The 19,363-nt window shown below is 44.9% G+C and carries 20 protein-coding genes and 1 pseudogene; 4 read left to right on the forward strand and 17 right to left on the reverse strand.

Annotated elements, in window-relative coordinates:
* The 7 genes from L0M14_RS16630 to L0M14_RS16660 all read right to left on the reverse strand — a co-directional run bounded on the left by L0M14_RS16630 (position 1) and on the right by L0M14_RS16660 (position 6,033).
* Positions 1-867, reverse strand: coding sequence for a pentapeptide repeat-containing protein (locus tag L0M14_RS16630; RefSeq protein ID WP_235122935.1), 867 nt, complete (start codon positions 865-867; stop codon positions 1-3).
* A gap of 15 nt (positions 868-882) precedes the next feature.
* On the reverse strand, positions 883-1,212 hold the full coding sequence (locus tag L0M14_RS16635) for a PadR family transcriptional regulator (protein ID WP_235117795.1): 330 nt from the start codon (positions 1,210-1,212) through the stop codon (positions 883-885).
* 138 nt (positions 1,213-1,350) lie between these two features.
* Positions 1,351-1,698, reverse strand: a complete 348-nt coding sequence (locus tag L0M14_RS16640) for a VOC family protein (RefSeq protein ID WP_235117796.1) — start codon at positions 1,696-1,698, stop codon at positions 1,351-1,353.
* 227 nt (positions 1,699-1,925) lie between these two features.
* Positions 1,926-2,645, reverse strand: a complete 720-nt coding sequence (locus L0M14_RS16645) for an MBL fold metallo-hydrolase (protein WP_235117797.1) — start codon at positions 2,643-2,645, stop codon at positions 1,926-1,928.
* Positions 2,646-2,680: 35 nt separating this feature from the next.
* Entirely contained in the window at positions 2,681-2,836 is a 156-nt protein-coding gene (locus L0M14_RS16650; protein ID WP_235117798.1) for a hypothetical protein, read from the reverse strand.
* A gap of 30 nt (positions 2,837-2,866) precedes the next feature.
* Positions 2,867-5,278, reverse strand: coding sequence for an ABC transporter permease (locus L0M14_RS16655; protein ID WP_235117799.1), 2,412 nt, complete (start codon positions 5,276-5,278; stop codon positions 2,867-2,869).
* Complete coding sequence (locus L0M14_RS16660; RefSeq protein ID WP_235117800.1) at positions 5,275-6,033, reverse strand: ABC transporter ATP-binding protein; 759 nt, start codon at positions 6,031-6,033, stop codon at positions 5,275-5,277. Before L0M14_RS16660 ends, L0M14_RS16655 begins: the two co-directional genes overlap by 4 nt.
* A gap of 153 nt (positions 6,034-6,186) precedes the next feature.
* Between L0M14_RS16660 and L0M14_RS16665 the strand changes: the two genes are divergently transcribed.
* A complete protein-coding gene (locus L0M14_RS16665) occupies positions 6,187-6,774 on the forward strand; it encodes a TetR/AcrR family transcriptional regulator (protein ID WP_235117801.1) in 588 nt (195 codons plus the stop codon).
* Positions 6,775-6,838: 64 nt separating this feature from the next.
* Here the strand turns inward: L0M14_RS16665 and L0M14_RS31115 are convergent, their stop codons facing one another.
* The 4 genes and pseudogenes from L0M14_RS31115 to L0M14_RS16680 form a co-directional block, all read right to left on the reverse strand.
* Positions 6,839-6,967, reverse strand: coding sequence for a hypothetical protein (locus tag L0M14_RS31115; RefSeq protein ID WP_260115361.1), 129 nt, complete (start codon positions 6,965-6,967; stop codon positions 6,839-6,841).
* 43 nt (positions 6,968-7,010) lie between these two features.
* Positions 7,011-7,136 (reverse strand): annotated as a pseudogene (locus tag L0M14_RS16670) (aldo/keto reductase); the annotation flags it as partial.
* A gap of 140 nt (positions 7,137-7,276) precedes the next feature.
* The gene (locus L0M14_RS16675; protein ID WP_235117802.1) at positions 7,277-7,489 is read right to left on the reverse strand and encodes a hypothetical protein; all 213 of its coding nucleotides are present in this window, start codon (positions 7,487-7,489) and stop codon (positions 7,277-7,279) included.
* A 163-nt stretch (positions 7,490-7,652) separates the two neighbouring features.
* Entirely contained in the window at positions 7,653-9,263 is a 1,611-nt protein-coding gene (locus L0M14_RS16680; RefSeq protein WP_235117803.1) for an ABC-ATPase domain-containing protein, read from the reverse strand.
* A gap of 592 nt (positions 9,264-9,855) precedes the next feature.
* On the opposite strand from L0M14_RS16680, the gene L0M14_RS16685 reads away from it, so the two are divergent.
* Positions 9,856-10,086 (forward strand): NAD(P)-binding domain-containing protein, encoded by a 231-nt coding sequence (locus tag L0M14_RS16685; RefSeq protein WP_235117804.1) that lies wholly within the window; start codon positions 9,856-9,858, stop codon positions 10,084-10,086.
* A gap of 418 nt (positions 10,087-10,504) precedes the next feature.
* Here L0M14_RS16685 and L0M14_RS16690 read toward each other — a convergent pair whose 3' ends face one another.
* The 3 genes from L0M14_RS16690 to L0M14_RS16695 all read right to left on the reverse strand — a co-directional run bounded on the left by L0M14_RS16690 (position 10,505) and on the right by L0M14_RS16695 (position 13,690).
* Positions 10,505-11,353, reverse strand: coding sequence for a LysR family transcriptional regulator (locus tag L0M14_RS16690; RefSeq protein WP_235117805.1), 849 nt, complete (start codon positions 11,351-11,353; stop codon positions 10,505-10,507).
* A gap of 216 nt (positions 11,354-11,569) precedes the next feature.
* Positions 11,570-11,734 (reverse strand): VOC family protein, encoded by a 165-nt coding sequence (locus L0M14_RS31985; protein ID WP_350340469.1) that lies wholly within the window; start codon positions 11,732-11,734, stop codon positions 11,570-11,572.
* A gap of 1,386 nt (positions 11,735-13,120) precedes the next feature.
* A complete protein-coding gene (locus tag L0M14_RS16695; protein WP_235117806.1) occupies positions 13,121-13,690 on the reverse strand; it encodes an SF0329 family protein in 570 nt (189 codons plus the stop codon).
* Between the two features lie 166 nt (positions 13,691-13,856).
* On the opposite strand from L0M14_RS16695, the gene L0M14_RS16700 reads away from it, so the two are divergent.
* The gene (locus tag L0M14_RS16700; protein WP_235117807.1) at positions 13,857-14,273 is read left to right on the forward strand and encodes a VOC family protein; all 417 of its coding nucleotides are present in this window, start codon (positions 13,857-13,859) and stop codon (positions 14,271-14,273) included.
* A 30-nt stretch (positions 14,274-14,303) separates the two neighbouring features.
* On the opposite strand, the gene L0M14_RS16705 is transcribed toward L0M14_RS16700, so the two are convergent.
* The 3 genes from L0M14_RS16705 to L0M14_RS16715 form a co-directional block, all read right to left on the reverse strand.
* Entirely contained in the window at positions 14,304-14,456 is a 153-nt protein-coding gene (locus tag L0M14_RS16705) for a hypothetical protein (RefSeq protein ID WP_350340470.1), read from the reverse strand.
* Positions 14,457-14,599: 143 nt separating this feature from the next.
* Positions 14,600-15,295 carry an EAL domain-containing protein gene (locus L0M14_RS16710; RefSeq protein WP_235117808.1) on the reverse strand — a complete coding sequence of 232 codons (696 nt, stop codon included), beginning with the start codon at positions 15,293-15,295 and terminating at the stop codon, positions 14,600-14,602.
* Positions 15,178-17,592, reverse strand: a complete 2,415-nt coding sequence (locus L0M14_RS16715; RefSeq protein WP_235117809.1) for a diguanylate cyclase domain-containing protein — start codon at positions 17,590-17,592, stop codon at positions 15,178-15,180. The genes L0M14_RS16710 and L0M14_RS16715 overlap by 118 nt, the downstream gene beginning before the upstream one ends.
* Positions 17,593-18,129: 537 nt before the next feature.
* Here L0M14_RS16715 and L0M14_RS16720 point away from each other — a divergent pair.
* Positions 18,130-19,251, forward strand: a complete 1,122-nt coding sequence (locus L0M14_RS16720) for a discoidin domain-containing protein (protein ID WP_235117810.1) — start codon at positions 18,130-18,132, stop codon at positions 19,249-19,251.
* Positions 19,252-19,363 lie beyond the last annotated feature (112 nt).

Consider the following 19,363-nt stretch of genomic DNA (forward strand, 5'->3'; position numbering starts at 1 on the left):
TTACATGACTGTAACTTTAGTCAAATTGGCTTCCATGCCTTTTAGCAGAGCAAAGGTCAGTTTATCCATCGTTGCGCCGTCAAAGCAGATACTCTTGATCGCGCGATAGTACTTCTTAGAGATTGTAAATCCAGCTTGGAAAGAAACATTTTTAAACGTTGCGCCTTTGAACGAAACATCGTTTAATGCCGCTTTGTCAAACTTCACACCGATAAACGTCTGTCCGTCCAAACACAACCCGCGCAGGTCAGAGTACGTAAAGTCAACCCCGTCAAATAAACAACCTTCAAAAGCCGTTTTTCTAAGATCGGTCATGGTTAACGTCACGTCGGTCAGTTTAACTCCTGTGAATTTGGCTCCGTCTAGCCCCGATTTGCTGAAATTGGTTCTTACAAGGATCGTCTTCGTAAAGCTTGCATGTGACAGGTCAAGAGCGGAGAAGCTGCAGTCCGTCAGATTCGCACCGTCAAAATTCGCATCACGTACGTCGCTGGCCTTAAATGAACTACCGGTTAAATCTGCACCCGAAAAGTCGGAACCATGCAATGCGCTGCCATTAAACTGTCCTTTATGGGCCGTAACGCCTGCAAAGTCGCTTTTCACCAGGTTGCTTGCGCTAAAGTTCGTCACTACTTGACGTTCCAATGAGCGGGAAAGATTGGCGACTTCCAGAATCGTTTGCTCGATGTCGCCGATGCTTTCAATCGTCAACTTAAACGCTGTTTCATCATCTTTCCCCGCATCTATTAGCTCACGATACCGCTCCTGCAAATCGGAGTGCAGATCGGCCTTTAGCTCAGTAACGCTTTTCACCCCATCATATGGCGTAAAAACACCGTTCAAATAGTTCGTCAATTTGGAATTCATCATGTCAAGTCTCCTTTATAATAAATTTTCTAGTACACGCTTTGCATACTCCCAATTGCTTTTGTTACGGGCGTATGTATCCTTGCCCCTTTCGGTAATCCTAAAATATTTGCGTCGTCCGCCCTGTGATTCATCGCCCCAATACCATTCGATATCACCTTCTGCTTCGAGCCTCCGGAAGCTGGAATACATCGTGGCTTCCTTGAGCTCATATTCGCCACCCGAACGCTCAGCGATCAGCTTGACAATCTCATAGCCGTATCGATCAGCCTCGGACAAAAGCCTTAAAATCATCGTATCCGTATGTCCGCGAAGCAGGTCGGATGTGATCTTGTTCTCGCTCATTTCATCACCTCCATAACTGTATAATACGTCAAAGTACTTTGTCTGTCAAGGTACTTTTAGAAACGAAGTACTTCACCTAAAACAATCACTTCCGTGAATGACAAAAAACCGCGCAGCGCACGGTTTTAGTATCGAAAATTATTTCTCCCAAAGCTCAACCAGTCGGCCTTCAGGGTCTTCAATCCAGATAAATGTTCCAAATTCACTAATCTCTTTTTCTTTTGCGAGAGGTACGCCAATTTGTTCAAGATGCTTCATCGTCTCGTCTAGATTATGTACTTGAAAATTTAACATCACTTGTTGGTCTGTTGGAAAATAACTGTCATCCTCGGTAAAGAAAGAAAAAATCGTCTCATTTCCTGCTTGGGGTCTTATCATAGTTCCATTCCAATTTTCGATTTCAATCCTCAGCACTTCACTGTACCACTTTTTCACAACTTCTAGATTCTTAGTCCTCCAGAATATTCCTCCAAAACCTTTTATCATGGTATCAAACTCCTGTCTGTCATCCATTTTTCAACTTTCCGATTATCCTAGATATTCGAGATTTAAAGTTGAGTTCCTTTTCACAAAAAACATTCACCCAGTTGAGTGAATGCTTAGTTACTTCTGAGATCCATATTAGGTTCGATGGACAACTGCTAAATGAATACAAGCTGATGTTCATTCACCTTACAGTGTGTCCAAATTCATGTTTGTTAGTTACCGCTTTGTCACTTTTCAAGTTCAAGATTACATTCTGCTTCTTTAATGGCACGGTCCATATCAGCACAAGGCAGTTCAAGCATTTCTCCATGCCCTACAGCGAGTAATAAAGGAGAATATTCACGTAATTTGAGCGCACTTGCTAACGACGCTTGTTTATCCCAGGTGTTTTTGGAAAGGAAAGGAAACAAAGGCCGAAGCTGACCGGCTACTGCGATACCGCCTTCTGTTTGAAAAGTGTCGCCGGCAATCAAATTCTTATTACGCGTATCGAAAAATGCCATCGAACCAGGTGTATGTCCCGGTGCAGACAGAGCGATTAACGAACCTATCTGATCTCCGTCTTTGAGAAGAACGTCGGCTCTCGTCTTCAGATTATTCGGTATAATCCCTAGAATGGGGGTATCTAATTCTTCAGGATCTAACGTATAGTCACCTGACATCAAGCGAGCCTCCCTGCCGGAGATATAGACAATGGCATCAGGGAGCATTTCTTTAAGAGCATCGAGACCTCCTACATGATCATGATGTAGATGGGTTAGAAGGATCCTTGTAATCGGTTTGCCAATCTTATCAGCGAACTGTAGGATTTCATGCGAGCCGGCAGCCACCGCAGTATCCACAAGTGTTAAACTATCCTCCTCCTCCACGAAATAGCAATTAACGGATAAAGACTGACGATTATAAAATGTGATTTGATGAATGGTATCTTTTTGAATGATTCTCATGTCTACCCTCACTCCTATTCTAGAAAATAACAGAATCAGCCACCGTGCAATTTTTTTAAAATGCCAACAAGACCGGTATGACCTCCAGCGTCATGTTGACGGATACCAAACGGATCAAGCAAATGAAGGGTAAGACCTGCTGCCACGAGAACAATGATGGCAATTGCAGTTATTTTCATTGATCTTTTCATAGATAAACCTCCCCTATCATATAAACGACTCTAAATATGAGCGAGTGTTTCCCGAATAGTCAATCGTGATGCCTGCCAAGCTGGATAAGCACTTGCTGCGATGGATCCCAGAACAATAATCGTTAACCAAATAGCTGCAGCCACATGCGACAATTCCAAGGGAAGCGGTAATTTAAATGATAAATTGCCGATCAATCTGCCAACGAAGTAGGACATTGGAAGCGAAAGCACAATAGAGATCGCCCAACTAATGAGGCCGATGAAGAGCCCTTCACTTATAACGTTACGTATTACCGTAGCCGATTTACCTCCAATGGTGCGCATAATGCCGAATTCTCGGGTACGCTCTACTACATTAATTGCCATAGTAGACATAAGGCCCAGCCCTCCGACAAAAGCCATCAACACTGCCATGACAATCAATGCAAAAATGAGAATATACACATGACCATTAAGCGCCGAGTCCAGTCTTGTTTCCGAGATGTCGGCTTTCACGCTTACATGTTCCTTTTCTAAAGCAAACTCGATGTCTTTAGTTATTGAACTGATGCTATTCGCATCGTGATGATTCATGACGATTCGTAAGGCATTGGTTTGCCCCGATTTACCCATGATTTTGGCGAATGTATCCGGTGATACGTATGCTGATGCGGGCGTTATGATTTCCCGCGCAATGCCAACAACATGCAAAGTAACAGGACCTCCATTTACGGTCAAATCGATTGGATCGCCAACGTTAATGTTTGGAAATAACGCATGCGCCGTATGATTAAGTACCACACCATCGATATCGCCCGTCTGGAGCCATCGTCCACTTTGTTGAGTTAATTGGATCAATTTGCTATCCACTGGAGCCGAACGGATGCTAAAGCTTCCATGTCCTCCATCAGGGTAAGTTTTTAAAAGTTCCAAATGATCCGAACGATTTGCTGCCGCAGCCACTATATTCCATGTCTCCACTTTTTGAACTCCAGGAACACTTTTGATGATAGAGAAGACCTTATCTTCCGCTTCGAGACGATTCAGACGAATTTCAAGATCGTAATGCCGATCAGCTGCTGCATCAGCGAGATTTTGTTCCCATGCTGCTTTTACATTTAAGCTCGTCATGAACATTCCACCAGCGGCAGCTAGTAAGCTAAGCGTGAGCAGTAAACGGCCTCTGCGCCGAAATGTGTTGCGCAAAGCCAATATCAAGGTGCGATCCAACCCCTGTATCTTACCGAGCCATGCATCTAACGGGCGAGAGCCGAAGTTCTTCTTGCTTATGCCGAAATCATGGATCGCTTCACGAACGGTGATTCGTGTGGTTTTTATAATCGGGATAAGGGCGACGAAAAGTGGAACGAGAATTCCAATGAAGCACTGAACGATGTAAACCCAAGCAGGAATTGCCTCACTATATAAAGTGAAATTCAGCAGCTCAGCCACCACTCTCGCAAAATAACGTCCTACCGTCATACTTGGCGGCAAGCCAATCACAACCGCCACGATGCCAACCAGTACAATCAGAACAAGATATAGGCCAGCTATTTGGATCGATCGTGCGCCAATCGCTTTCATCACACCAATTTGCCGGACCTGTTGGGCCAGTAATCCGCCGATCATGGTTGCAGTCAGGATGGCACTTAGCAGGAGTGTCAGTAAACTGAAGATGAACATCATGACTAGAATGGAATTCATTTGAGTCTGATGCGGATGTTTGCCAGGCGGAGGTATGCGCACCTCTTTTACCGAATGACCTTGTTGTTTCAACCAACTGGATAGTTCGCTGACTGTATGTTCGATCGATGCCACATTGAGCGGCTGATCCTTCACCATGATTTTTAGAATGTTTAATGTGTCGCTTTCTCCTAACATACGCAACGTTGAAGGGGTCGTATAGCCATACACGGTTTGTTCCTGTCCGGCAGGGGCTAAGCCTGGGTCATGGACAAGTCCAGATAGGGTAACGGCACTGTTGGAACCACCAGGTGTTTGAACTCTCAGTGATTCACCTACCCTGGCATGCACAAGCGGCAACGCTTCCCGTTCCAATAAAATGGACCCATCCGGCGGAGGCCAGGCGCCACTTTCAGGCCGAAATGTATTCATGTGCATCGCATTAAAATCTTTTACGACGAACAGCAGCAGTGGCAGCCACTCGTTAGGTTTGACCTCAATTCTCGCTACAATCGTAGAACTTGCTTCCGCATCTGCGATTTCAGGACGAAGTCTAACCGCATCCACCAATGAATCACTAACTTTATCCAATTCCATAAGAGCGGAAGCCGGGTTCGTATTTAGATAATTTCGGCTAATCTCACGCGTTAGAATCGTGTATGCGCTCAATATGGCGCCAACGCCGAATATACCGACAGCAATTGCCAGCACCATCATCGCCATTCGCCCTTTTGCCAACTGAATATCGCGCAGCAATTTCCACCAACGCGGGCTAATCATGACAACTTCGCCTCCGCTTTCATAGGTGCTTCGGTGACGACAGCCCCATCAGCTAACATGATCGTCCTTGAAAAGTATCTGCTTAAATCACGCTCGTGCGTCACCATGACGACCGTCTTTCCTTCCATCGCCAGATTCGCGAATAATTGCATAACGTCATCTGATGTCCCGGAATCAAGATTGCCAGTCGGCTCGTCGGCTACAAGTATAGAAGGATCGTTGGCAAGAGCCCGTGCGATTGCTGCGCGTTGTTGTTGACCTCCCGACAAATCGGAAGGCAGTTTATCCGCTTGTTCAGCAATTCCAACCTTTCTCAACAAAGAAACAGCTCTTGCTCGCCGTTCACGTGCTGGATATGTTTTGCAAAAATCCATGGGCAGCATGACATTTTCCGCAACTGTCAGAGTCGGCAGTAATTGAAAGAATTGAAAGATGACGCCGACATTGACTCCTCGCCAAATGGCTAGCTGTTCCTGATTTAGAGCGTGTACAGCCTTAGAGGCCACAATTACTTCTCCGGAAGAAGGCGTATCGATACCGGTAATCAAATTGATTAAAGTCGATTTCCCACTGCCTGATTTGCCGACAACAGCGACAAATTCACCTTTCTGAACCTGCAGGCTTACTTCTCTTAGAGCCATAAAAGAACCGGAGGGCGTGTCATACCATTTAGAGACCCGATTTACTGTTATGATCGGTTCACTCTGTAATGATGCTTCATTTCTTTTTTCTCGACTGAGTGTTTGTTGGCTCATACCCCCAACCTCCTACTATCTCTTTTTATTGAACATGTTGTTTCATTTCGATTATAATGTTCATAAATAACTGGTAACAATAACCAATATCCTTGAAATTGTTCGAAATGAAACAAAACACTTCAAACTGTTCAGTAAAAAGGGAGGATAACCATGACAGCCAAAAAGGAAGACAGGCGAGTGCAGCGCACGCGAGGCATGCTGTTTGAAGCATTAATGGACCTTATCGTGGAAAAAGGGTACGACGCCATTACGATACAAGACATTATTGATCGGGCAAACATTGGTCGTTCGACCTTTTATTCTCATTTCCTAGATAAAGAGCAGCTTCTATTGGAAAACGTCGACCAACTTCGAGAATTTCTTAAGGAGCAACGTGTCATCCCTTCCTCACAGGGAGAGCCAGGCGAGTATCGATTCGGTTTCAGCTTAGCCATGATTCAGCATGTGCAAAGCCATAAACTTATTTTTAGAGCGGTAGCCGGCAAACAAAGCGGGGTTCTTGTCATCTATCACATCAAACGTATGCTTACTGAAATAGCACGTGAAGAAATTGCAGCATTTCTGCCAAGCTCCACTCCCCCCATCATTCCGCAAGAAGTTGCAACCGAATTTGTTGTCAATACATTTTGGTCCATTGTAACTTGGTGGATGGAACAGAGCAGGCCATACTCTGCAAAAGAGATCGATCAAATGTTTCATAAATTAGCACTTTCGGGCATTAGTGCGCTTGAAAACTAATTAGAATGCAAAAAACGACCCTTATCCCACCTAAGGGAAGAGTCGTCTTTTACTAATAACTGCTTTACTTTAATTTTCCTCCGAATACAGGGAAGAAGCTGTGCTCACCGTAGTTCTGGATGCGTTCTACATTCTTCAAAGTCTCCATATCTGCATCACTGATAACAAAATCAAGCTCTGCATTGATTCTCATATGATCTGGATTTGCCGACTTAGGAATGACTACAAGACCAAGTTGGACGAGCGCGCTCCTCCTCAAGTACCCATTGATGATGCCCCTTTTCCGCGTCGCCGAACCCCATACAACCAAGACAAATCCGAGATACATCCAAGCCGGTATTTCCAAGTTTTGTATAGTCCATTTCGTTGCACCTCCTTATTTGCATAGGTCATACATAGAGCGAGTCGCCATCATGTGCTCCCAATCCAAGTCGCGGGACTGTAGGTGTTACTCCGTACTCACGGTATGGCGAGATGTATAAAATGAACATTGATTGTTTATTCAACTCACGTTTATAATTTCAAACAGAATCCAAACGCTTGCAATAATCAAATCCTTGCGAGGCGGGCATTTTGCCGCATTCGAGGAGCCCGAATTGTTGGCCGGAGAGATTCGTGCCTTCTTCGCCCCTTGAGAGATAAGATGCGAACCGTTCCATGTTCCCCATTCGGCCAATCGGTTCATGGTCCATGCTGTACCAGCTTCGATAATCAAACTGATTATCCCGCCAATCTAGAAATTCGAGTCTGCATTCTTTCAGTTGCCATATTGAGAAATTAGATTAAATGCACGCTTAAAATCTACGCTCTTTTTTAGCTAATTGAAAAAAAGAGCAGCACTGGCAGTCTGCTCCTTTAGTTGTTGAAGTATCGTCAAGCTAAATAAAATTCAAATGTTTCATTCTGTTAAAAACAGATAATACTTCATTGATTCTTGGTAATTCAAGCCATCTTTCGAATCCAGGAAAAAAGGAAGAAAATACAGTATCTAAGCCTTCCCTTTCCATATCTTCAAGAGCTTCTTTAATCTTTTCGTGAATAAAAATGACGTTATCCTGATTACTTATAGCAAGTTTTCGAATCAAAAAGGCAATAGCTACAAGTTGGGCGTTTGATGTGATGTTGTAAAGCCCTCTGATATCAATTTGTTCATCACCTATCACGATGTATCCCATGGTTGAAACCATCAGCTTTTCTGTACCATTTCCTTGTGGATAACTCGAAAAGCGATCTGCGCTAATCTTTCTCTCTATTTCCCAATTTGTAAAGGGAGTCCGTTCGCGTGGTTTGTCGTGTTCACATAAACGTTTGGCTTCCTGCGTCACGTTTTCTGGCACGAAATTGTCCATCAGGATGACTTGATCGGCAACGGATAAAAATTCACCGCTTCCACCAATGACCAAGACGGAAGAAACGCCGACTGATTCATAAAGTTCCCTAACCCGTTCCGTAAAAGGGGTTATAGGCTCACGTTTGATTAATGAACGCATTTTGATGTCTTGTATCATAAAATTCGTGGCACTTCTGTCCTCATCAATAAGAAGAAGCTTACACCCGTAGTCGATTGCCTCCATAATATTCGCGGCTTGCGATGTGGAACCTGAGGCATAGTCAGTTGAAAACTGTTCAGCCGAACCATTAGGTATCCATTTTATGAAAGGCGTGATATTGATATTTTTAATGGAACGACCTTCCTCAGCCGATATTTCCATTGCAGTTTGGTCTGTAATCACTAATTCTCGTCCGTCGCCAAGGCAATGATTGTAAATCCCCGAATTTAGCGCATCCAACATTGTGCTCTTACCCGAATAGCCGCCGCCAGTGATGACGGTCACACCACGTTTTATTCCCATTCCTCTACAACCAAAAATTTCAATTTCAATTTCAATATCTGCCGGGGATATAAAGGACAGTGCCACCTCCAGAGGACCGCTATTGTCTTTATTTCTTGGTAAAATGCTGCCATTGGCAATAAATGCACAGTATCTACTGGCTTTCAGCCATTCGCGAATCAAATTCTGTTTATTTTCCAATTCGACAGCAGCATTTAATTTGTTGTGATCAAACTCTAATATGAACTCATCCACTTCTTTTGGAAGCATCTTGCAAAGCATACGCATCGCCTTATCGTTGTTCTTAAATGGAAGTTGGACTGTAATCATTAAACACAAATACGATTTATCCGAAATTTTTTCGACATAGGATGCATTACGTTTTAACACCACATTCGTTGGTCGGAAACAATAAAATGCACCATTTTCCTTATCAGAACGTGACCGGTTATAAATCAATTTATTTAATGCCGCAATATGATGAACCCATTCTCTTAATGCAAAATCGGAGAGAACAACTGAATTGGTATTTTCGTCTAAGCCGAGACGGTCAAAAGGTATTTTTATGGTGATACATGGTTTATCCAGAGTGAGTTTATGCGTCCGTTCAATGTAATAAGCAACATCATTATACCAATAGGTTGGATCAGATATCATACCGCCATCATCAAAGTATGAACCTTCATAAATTATTCCGTAAGTTGACTGATCGGATTGTAATGATCGAAAATATTGAGCGAGTCTTTTAATAAAGTATCATCCTTTCATATTTGGAAAACTGTTTGAAATTTACCGCGAAAAAAAAAGACAGCCACTCCCTGAGCGACTGTCATAGACCGGCGAGAAAGCCAAAACTTTCCTTCCGCCTAAATATAAAAGCCCTGAGGGGTATCCTGCCCTCAGAGCCTAATGAATTCGTAATAAGTAATTAGAAAGCAATATGAGGATAGGACGTATATGTTGTTTTTGTTTTCATTGTCCTCACCTCGTTACGATTTATTTTTACTGCAACAGAATCATAACATAAAGTTCACCCATAATAAAGGGGGAAGATTGTTAAATTAATCTGGATCCGTAATAACCTTTTACAAACTCTTCAAAATCCTCTGGTGTATGGAATATACAGCCCACTAATCATCCCTTTTCCATTGAGCCGAAACTAAAAGTTGGATACCCCGGAAAATACCGAACTTCTGTAACCATCCCTCCCCTGGTAAGCTTAAATCAATAACAAGAAGGAGTGGTAAACATGAAAATTTCGGTTATGGGTACTGGCAATATGGGTAAAGCATTGGTGAAACAATTTGCTGCAAATAGTAAAAATTCGATCCTTTGGGGTTCACGAAATCCTGAGGAAGCAAAGCAACTTGTGGAGACACTCGCACTGCCGAACACTATGGTATGCACCTATGAGGAGGCGCAACAAGCCGACATCTTGATTCCTACTTTTCACACAGCCATTTTAAAAAATGGGCAATAGCTAATAAGGAGCTGTTACGAGGCAAGATCATCGTAGATATTTCGAATCCGTTTAACTCTGATTTCAGCGGGTTCACTACAGCCTGGGGCGAGTCATCCGCTGAGCAGCTTCAGTCCTTGCTGCCGGACTCCATGATAATCGGTGCATTTAAAAATACTTTCTTTAAGGTCTTTGATGAGCCTATATGCAATAGTCAACTTAGTGATGTTCTTGTCACTGGGAACGACGAACACGCAGTTCAAACCTTCCTGGAACATGTCAAACCCCTTCCATTCAGGTTCCTTTACGCGGGTAAGCTCGAGAATAATCGGACAATCGAACGTTTTACGTTGCTTGAATTGGAGCTTGCCATTCGATATAATTCCTACCCTTATATTTCGATGCAAGTATTCGGGATTCAAAATGCGGTCCTAGTTAACTAACCGATCAGTCGTAAAATGCGCTGGCCCTTTGCCTGGTTCATGCTAGCCACGGCAATGGTCCGGTGAGCATCCGGATGATTTAAGGGTCGATACACGAACCGATCGGAGTACATCTGGGATACAAGAGCTTCTGGTAACACCGTGACTCCTGACCCATTCCCTACATAACCGAGGATGACTTCACTGAAGCCGACCTCGGTTATGATTTGCATGGACGTCTTATGGGCTTCGAACATCTGGGTCAAAGCTGCTCGGATCGTACATCCTTCGTGATAGAGAATAAGAGGCTGTTTGCTTAACTCCATCAACGTGATTTCCATCTGTCTGGATAATGGATGCTCTTTCGGCATAACCACATAAAACATCTCTTTTTGTAACTCCCCGCTCCATATGGACGGATGTGTGGAGACGCGTTCGGCAACAGCCAAATCAACTTCCCCGTCGATCAGCAGCTTGTAAGCTTCTTTCGTTGATTGCCGATATACGATTTCCACTTCATAGCCCTGTTCCTGCAGTTTGGGAAGCCCGGACATCAGATACCTAGTAGCGATATCCGGAACTGATGCAATTTTAATGCGACTCCACACTTTAAATGGTTTCAATCCATCCTCCAAAGCAGATAATTGATCTAACAGCCGGATCGAGGCATCATACATGACCTTTCCGGCTCCTGTTAGTTCGACACCTTGCGAAGAACGGACAAAAAGCTGTACATCGTACTGCTTTTCCAAACTCCTCAATTGCTTGCTGAGCGCAGTATGACTTATATGTAAAGCTTCGCTCGCCTTAGCTATGCTTTTTAAGCGGGCCGTTTCCATGAAACTTACCAAAAAATCTGTGTTCATAAAGTCCCCCCCATCCATTAACAGCGTCTGTCGTTACAGAACCAGGCACATTACACCTGCCAATATTATACATGATCGTAAATAATAAAAGCATTTTTCACTTTTTCCCGCTCCAACGCTCTTTAAGCTCAGCTTCTTTACTTAATTATGGAACAGTCATAACGATAAAATAAAGAAGGAGTTTGCAACGTGGCAACTCCTTCCTCTTCGTGTCATTCAAGTTTTAGGGCTAGGTAATTTCTCAAGCATAATCACTGATTCCTCTTTGCCCCTTAAAATTGCATATGTCCCAGTCTGTTGAATCGTTTCAAACCCTAGATAACTTGCATACCATTGAATCGATTTTTCCAGATTTGAAACTCCGATGCGAATCGAGTCCATCGCAAAGTGCTCTTGCTGATTCCCGTCAGGTCAGAAAATCTCCCCCAAAAATTTGCTGTTAATTCTTGTTGGATGACAAGTTGGTTTTGAAATGAGGAAAGCCAGCAAACACAAGGGTCGCTGGCTTTTTTGCAAAAATTAATATGACAATTTTTTTTGTAATTGCAGATAACAGCTTTTTGTATCAATAAAAATAAAGAGGGTCTGTCAACAAGCACGCCCCTTCAACTATCATTCACCATCAGGGTAAACTGCGAGTTACTTAAAAATCAGGGAACAGTTGCCGTGGCATTCTGCTCCCTGTTTTCTGTGCAAACGTTTCCGTCAGCTTAAAGATGTGTGTGCTCAAAACTGACCCAGGACAGATATATGCTTAGAATGGTTAATGCGAAAAAGATGACTGAGATACGAGTGTTTCTACGGAACTTGATGCCATATGAAGTAAAAAAAATTGCAGCGGCAAGCTTTGCAACGCTCTGGTAATATCCAAGATTCGAAAAAAATGAACTGCTACATACTATCGTAACCAGCAACGTTGAAGAGATAAGGATCTTAAACCACAGAGGTTCCCTTAAAAATTGTTTATACATAAATTTTATCCTCAGCACAATATCATTCCTCCATCATTTGCATTAATTTCTAATATTAGCACATTGCACTGGGAAATTATATCTTTTACAGAATTATTATACCTTTACATCGTTAATATTAGAGCGCCTTCCGCGGAATCGATAAGTTCAACAATGTATATTTCATTTCACGTATTTGTGGCTTAGAAACGGAGACAATTTCTGGTTTTTCTTGACGACTGTCTGGGATCAAAAACACTGCGACGAATGAATCGAATACGAAAGCAGTTCCGTGCACCTTCTACGTTTTAGGATCAACTGTGGCACTGCTTTGAGCAATTTATTGTATTCTCATCTCCCTTTAGTTTCATACCCGAAGCTAAACAATTGTAGCTCTGTACCCTGTATGTTTAACTTTATCAACTGCCTCGATATAGCCATCGAAATAATAAGGTATATCATCTTCTTTACCATTGCGAATTCTGCCTTTAACTTTATCAAATGCAAATAGGGAAATTGAATATTCAGGCTCTCCAGTAATTAACACGGGTTGTTCACTTTCTTTTACCCAAATGAACTGCCCAACTCAAGTTTTCGTAGACTTTGCACACTAAAATCAAAATTTCCTTTATCTGAAAAATTATTTATGAAACTTTCCGCTGTAGTACTAATGTCTTGCTCTAATCTATTTCGCATATATACTCCCTCCGAAAATAGTAGACTTACTGTTAGTGATATTAATATCTAGTGAAAAAAAGTTCTATGTTGCTGTTGATTGTTGAGTGTGCCAGTTAGTATCACAGTTAGCAGCAGTTACTTATTTTGATAATGTATGAAGTCGCAGCTCAAAAAAATACTGTACAATTGGATGTTTGAGCTTCATCTTTTCGGCTATGCCCAAAATCCGTTTTTTTCCAACTCGTCTGTCAACCAAAGCTAGAATATTCAATAAGATATCATTACTCTCTAAGCTTTCCTCTATAGAGATGGATAAAAACTTATTAGCTGTAACGATAAAATTCGATTTACTTAATGATGACTGCGCTGATATAAGCTCCTTCGCATATTCCGATATTTTCCTACTTCTAGCTATTACTTGTAAACGATGCTCCGGAATCCCCCCATTGGTATTTTTTCTGACCGCCTCGATTTCTTCATTACTAATAGGGATTTGAATATCTGCATCATTCTTAATCTCTAGCTCTGTCTGATACCATTTGATCAAGGTATCACTCATATTGAGCACGTTCTTTTTATCTACTGCCATATAACAAAGTCCTGCTTTATCCGGTAGATAGCGATAGCTGGTTGAAAGGTATTCGACCCTCCCATATAGCGCAGGACTGAGAAAACTCTCCAGTTGTTGTTTCAACTTGCTCCAGGCCATGTCAGCCTCCTATGTTTGATTTTATTATCCATCATACAACAACCAACACATCTATCAAACAATGTCTTGAATCTCCATGAGACCGATGAATTCCCGGAACGGATGTCGTCTATATAAACGAAGGCTTAAATGAACACAAACTAATTTGACGAAGAGGTGTTTTGAAATGGCATTAACGTCCGGATTCACTAGCTTCAACCTGCCTGTAAAAAACGTAGAACAATCGAAAGCGTTCTTCACCGGACTCGGATTCGAGCTCAACCCGCAATTCCCCGATAACGAGAATTCGGTAGCCATCGTGATCGGTGACAACCTGCAGGTCATGCTGATCAATCAAGCATTCTTTAATACGCTCACGGAAAAGGAAACCGTCGATACGAGCAAGTATGCGCAGATGACGATCGCACTCTCCTTCGAGAGCCGGGAAAAAGTCGATGAAATCGTGAATACCGCGGTCTCCTTGGGCGGTAAATTGCACGCTGATCCTGAATATCATGGGTTCATGTATCATTGGGGCTTCGTGGACTTGGACGGCCATCTGTGGGCCATTAACTGCATGAACATGGATGCAGCACAAGGTTAAAGCTATCCGAGAGCACGCTCGTACTAGGGTTCAAAAAGAAAGACGCCGGGCATCATCCCAGGCGTCTTCTTTGCGATGATTAGTTTTGTTGCTGCTTAGCTCATCCGAGCGAAGCTGCGCCCGGTCCATCGTCTCTCGGGCTTTTTGCAAGGCGCTGTTCACCGCTGCCGGCGACATCGCCAACGTTGCCGCGATCTGCTTGGAGGACCATTCAGCGGCTCTGTCCCTTAACTGCCATAGAAATGCCCCCCTAAATAATCATCGGATTTACCAGGGGGCTTTCCATGTATATTCTAAGCATGTTTTCGCTCACTGGAGTCTCCTACTCAGGACTCCTTCTTTAAAAAGGAGCGCAAATCGGACAGCAGAATCGGCCGGCAAATGTGGAAACCCTGCGCCATTTCACAATGATGCTGCATGGCTAGCTCATATTGTTCCTGGAGTTCGATCCCTTCGACGCAGCTCACTAGCTTCAAGTCTTCAATAAGGCTGAGAATGGAATGAAAAATAGCGCTGCTGATTTCGTTGTGCTGGATATCTTTGACGAACATCCGGTCGATTTTGATAATGTTGAGCGGTAAGGATTTAATAATCGACAGCGACGAGTTGCCAACGCCGAAGTCATCCAAGGCAATGCGTACGCCGAGATTCATTAATTGTTTCATGTGCGCGGAGGTTTGCTCCATTTTTTGAATGGCCGCATGTTCGGTGATTTCAAGGCAAAGCAAATGAGGGGGCAGGCTCGTCCGCTCCAGTATCTTTGTAATCGTCTCGACAAAATTGCTCTGCGCAATATGCACAAAGGAGATGTTGATGGATACCATAAGCGGCGGGTATCCTTCGTCAAGCAGCCGCTTGTTGTCCGTGCAGGCTTGCAGGAGAACCCATTCGCTGAGCGGGATGATCATCCCCGTTTCTTCGGCAAGCGGTATGAATTCTCCGGGCGGCACTTTGCCGAATACCGGCGAAGACCAACGCAGCAGCGCCTCCATCCCGATGATGGCTCCTGTAGAAAACTCCACTTGCGGCTGATAGTGCAGTTCGAATTCGCCTGCTTCAAAGCTCCTCGCAAGCAGCCCTCCATCGTCAGTTTTTGCAGCGAATCCTCGTTCATTTCCTGGCTGTAGACGTGGTAACGGTTTTTACCGTTTTCTTTGGCTTGATACATCGCAATGTCGGCGTACTGAATCAGCGATTCCCGGTCTGAGCCGTGCTCGGGACAGAAACAGATGCCGATGCTGGGTGTAGCGTAAACGAGGTGCCCATCAATATTGAGCGGCGCATTAAGCGCCCGCAGAATGGATTGGGCCACAGTTTCGGCATACTGATACGACTGCAGCTTCGTGCATATGATAATGAACTCGTCACCGCCCAAGCGGCCGACGATATCAAGAGGGCCGACGGAGCGCTCCAGCAGCCTGGCGATTTGGCATAATAGCTGATCTCCGACCAAGTGACCCAAGCTGTCGTTGACAACTTTGAACCGGTCAAGATCCAGCATGATCACGGCGAGAGGATTCTCCTCTTGGGCAAGCTCCTCGGTAATTCGGTTGTAGATGTACCTGCGGTTTGAAAGGCCCGTGAGCGCATCGTGATAGGCGATAAAATAAATATCTTCTTCAGCCTTCTTACGCACCGTAATATCGACGATCGATCCGATCATGCGGATCGGCTGACCTTTCTGATCCCGTACCGCCTCGCCTGCCGCACTGATCCAGATCAGGTCTTTTTGATTTTTAAGCATCCGGAATTCCCGTTGAAAATGCGTGCCATGCCGATAATGATCCATCATCGCATCCCGTAATCCCGGCCAGTCATCGGGGTGAATACGCTGTATGAACTCGCTTGCCTGCATCATGAGGCCTTCATGGTCCAGGATATGGTTAATTTTTCGGTTCCACTCGATCAGATTCGTGTCAAGGTCCCAGTCAAAAATGCCGTCATTCGTGGCGGAAGAGACGATTTCGAGTCTGTGCTCCCTTTGCCGCGCCTCTTCATAGAGAGTCTCGCGTTCCAGTGCATGGGCAAGAAGGTCCAGCGTATGTCTGACGGAGTGAATCAGCGGCCCCAGGCTGCTTGTATGACTCTTGTCAAAAATATTTCCGATCAGCACGATAAAGCCGAAATCCCGTTTTTCCGTTTTCAGGGTATGAACGGTCAGGCTTTCATTGGCTTCAACGATTTGCCCCAGCCAGGCTGGAGGAAAAGCCTCTTCGGCGAATATTTCGCCGACTTCCACGATGCATTCTTGCTTTCGGCTGAATATGTTGTCGATCCTCAATGTTTTGACATCACTTTGATCCGTATTCCATAAAGCCAGGCACCCCCAAGTATAAGGGGTATAAGAGAGCCAGGTCATATCCCTGATTTCTTCCGGGTTGGATCGGATCAGGTTTCCGCCGATATGATGGTTCCTTTGTATGGCGTTGGACAAAAATTCGATCATCTCCAGCCCATCGCTGTACAAAGTGTCCATATTCTCGGGTTCGGAAGGGACGCTGCATCCGCAGGACTGCCGGAATACCGGCTGCATCTTATTCACAATGACCGGGCCAGTCGAAGGCATTCCTTCAAATCGGCGGAGCAGATACTCGCACATGTCCCGGCCCCGTTCGAACAAAGGCTGCGCAACGGAAGACAAGTGCAGCCGTCGAGCATATTCGGTATTGTCAAAACTGAAAACCGCAATATCTTCAGGCACCCGAACGCCGAACGATTGAAAAGATTCCATAATCCCTACAGCAGTTAAATCTGCGCTGATGACAACGGAAGTAAAATCGAATCCCCGCTGTTTCATTTGCTCCGCAACTTCCTTGCCATACTTCTCCCACAGGTTGGGCACATCGTAGATGAGACCTTCGTCAAACGGGATACCGAATTCCTGAAGCGCACGCAAATATCCCTGGAACCGCAGCATGATCTCCGGATTATTCGAACATTGAACGAACGCGATCCTCCGATGTCCGTGCTCAATCATATGCCTGGCCGCCTCGTAACCCCCCTGTTCGTTATCGATGATAAATGTCGTACACTCGGCAAAACCGGACGAATCCGGCGTGCAGACGACAGGTTTTCCGCTAGCTTCCAGACGTGCAATATGTTCAGGATCTGTAATTGCATTCAATAAAACGATCCAGCCGTCGACATACTCGCAGCCCAAATACCCGCGGTATTGATTGACATGGGCGGAGTCGTACGTCTGAATATTGACGACGTTCACATTATGTTCTAGGGCTGCTTTATGAATACCTTGCAGCATACCGTTGAAATAGAAGCCGTCCGTTAGCGCGGTGAGTACGCCGATTGTTTTTTTGCTCATGAGAATCACCCCAAACTCAAGACTACTACTTTGTAGTATTCCATCGATGATGTGAAATTCCTGTTAAAAAGATGACTCAATGCCGGATATCTATATAACCAAATTCACCCATTTTCCCTATCGAATTTCAGGATTTAAGAAGTCGGTTGTAAAACTGTTTTGCGGCAGCCGACAGAGTCGTGTTTTTCAATTCAGTGCCTTTACCAACCAGGTCATCCGTGATACTGTCGCTCTTCCAGCCAAATAACCCCGATCGGTTTTTACGCCCGAGGCTTCTCAATATCTTGTATTGATTCTTTTAATTGAATTGATGTCGAGCTTCGATTCCCAATGGACCGTAAGTAAGCATTTACTTCCTGTTGTACGTCGGTTAACTGTGTATAGCAAAAACCTCTGACGTAGTCCAAATTCTTGATAGCTTGAGTAGTACTCTCATAACGCTTTAAGAAACTCTTCTTCGTTCATTACTTATCACAATCGCGTCATTTCAGATCACAATTGTGGTAGGTCGCAACTTTGAATGGAGCTACAATTAGCATGCGTTCAGGATGTGCGCCTGAGCCGGAGGAGGCGTTACGAATACCACGAAAGGAGGAAAGGTTCTCTCGATACGTTATCTGCATCAAGCTATTATTGAATGTTTTCATTACTAATATCCAATTAGGAGGTTATGTTATCTTGTACAGCCCGTTCAATAGACCTCGCAAGCCGAAGAGCTTGCTGGTCGCTCTTATGGTGGTATTGTTGCTTGCTCAACTTGGCGTTGTGGTGCCTGCCGCTCTCGCAGCCACGAACCTGGCGGCCGGCAAACCGGTGGCCGCAACCGGCTATAATGACGTCTATGTGCCGGTCAACGTCAACGACGGCAATCAAGCAACATATTGGGAAAGCTCGAACAATGCATTTCCCCAAACGATTCGCGTAGACTTAGGAAGCGTATATGCGATCAATCAGGCCGTGCTGAAGCTTCCTGCCGACTGGGGATCGCGCAGCCAGACGCTGTCCGTGCTGGGCAGCTTGGATGATGCGACCTATACGACTCTCTCAGGCTCGGCCAGCTATACGTTTGACCCCGCAAGCAGCAACATCGTTACGATCAATTTGCCGACGACTTCCGCCCGGTATGTCAAATTGACGTTTACCGCCAACAGCGGCTGGCCTGCTGCGCAGCTGTCCGAATTCGAAGTGTACGGCACGTCGACGGACGACACGCAAGCGCCGACGGCACCGGCCAATCTGACTTATACGACGCCGGCTTCCGGCCAAATCAAACTGACGTGGAACGCTTCGACGGATAACGTCGGCGTCACCGGCTACGACATCTTTGCGGGCGGCAGCCTTCGCGCCAGCGTTGCCGGCAACGTGCTGACCTATACCGATAACCAGCCGGTTACGGCGACTGTCAGCTATTACGTCGTCGCCAAGGATGCGGCAGGCAACGTGTCTACCGCCAGCAATACGGTTACGCGTAACGGAAACACCGGAGGCGGCACTAACCTCGCTGCTGGCAAAACGGTCACCGCGTCTTCCAACACGCAAACCTACGTCGCGGCGAACTCTAACGACGGCAACGTAGCATCATACTGGAAGCGCATCGGGCGCTTATCCGGCAACACTCGCAGTAAGCTTGGGTGCGAACGCTTCCCTTTCGTCAGTTAATGTCAAGCTGAACCCGGACCCGGCATGGGCGACACGCACGCAAACGATCGAGGTGCTGGGCAAAACGCTTGGCGGATCCGCCTTCACAACGCTCGTCCCCGCGACCGCCTAT

The sequence above is a fragment of the Paenibacillus hexagrammi genome (assembly GCF_021513275.1).
Taxonomy (GTDB): Bacteria; Bacillota; Bacilli; order Paenibacillales; family NBRC-103111; genus Paenibacillus_E; species Paenibacillus_E hexagrammi.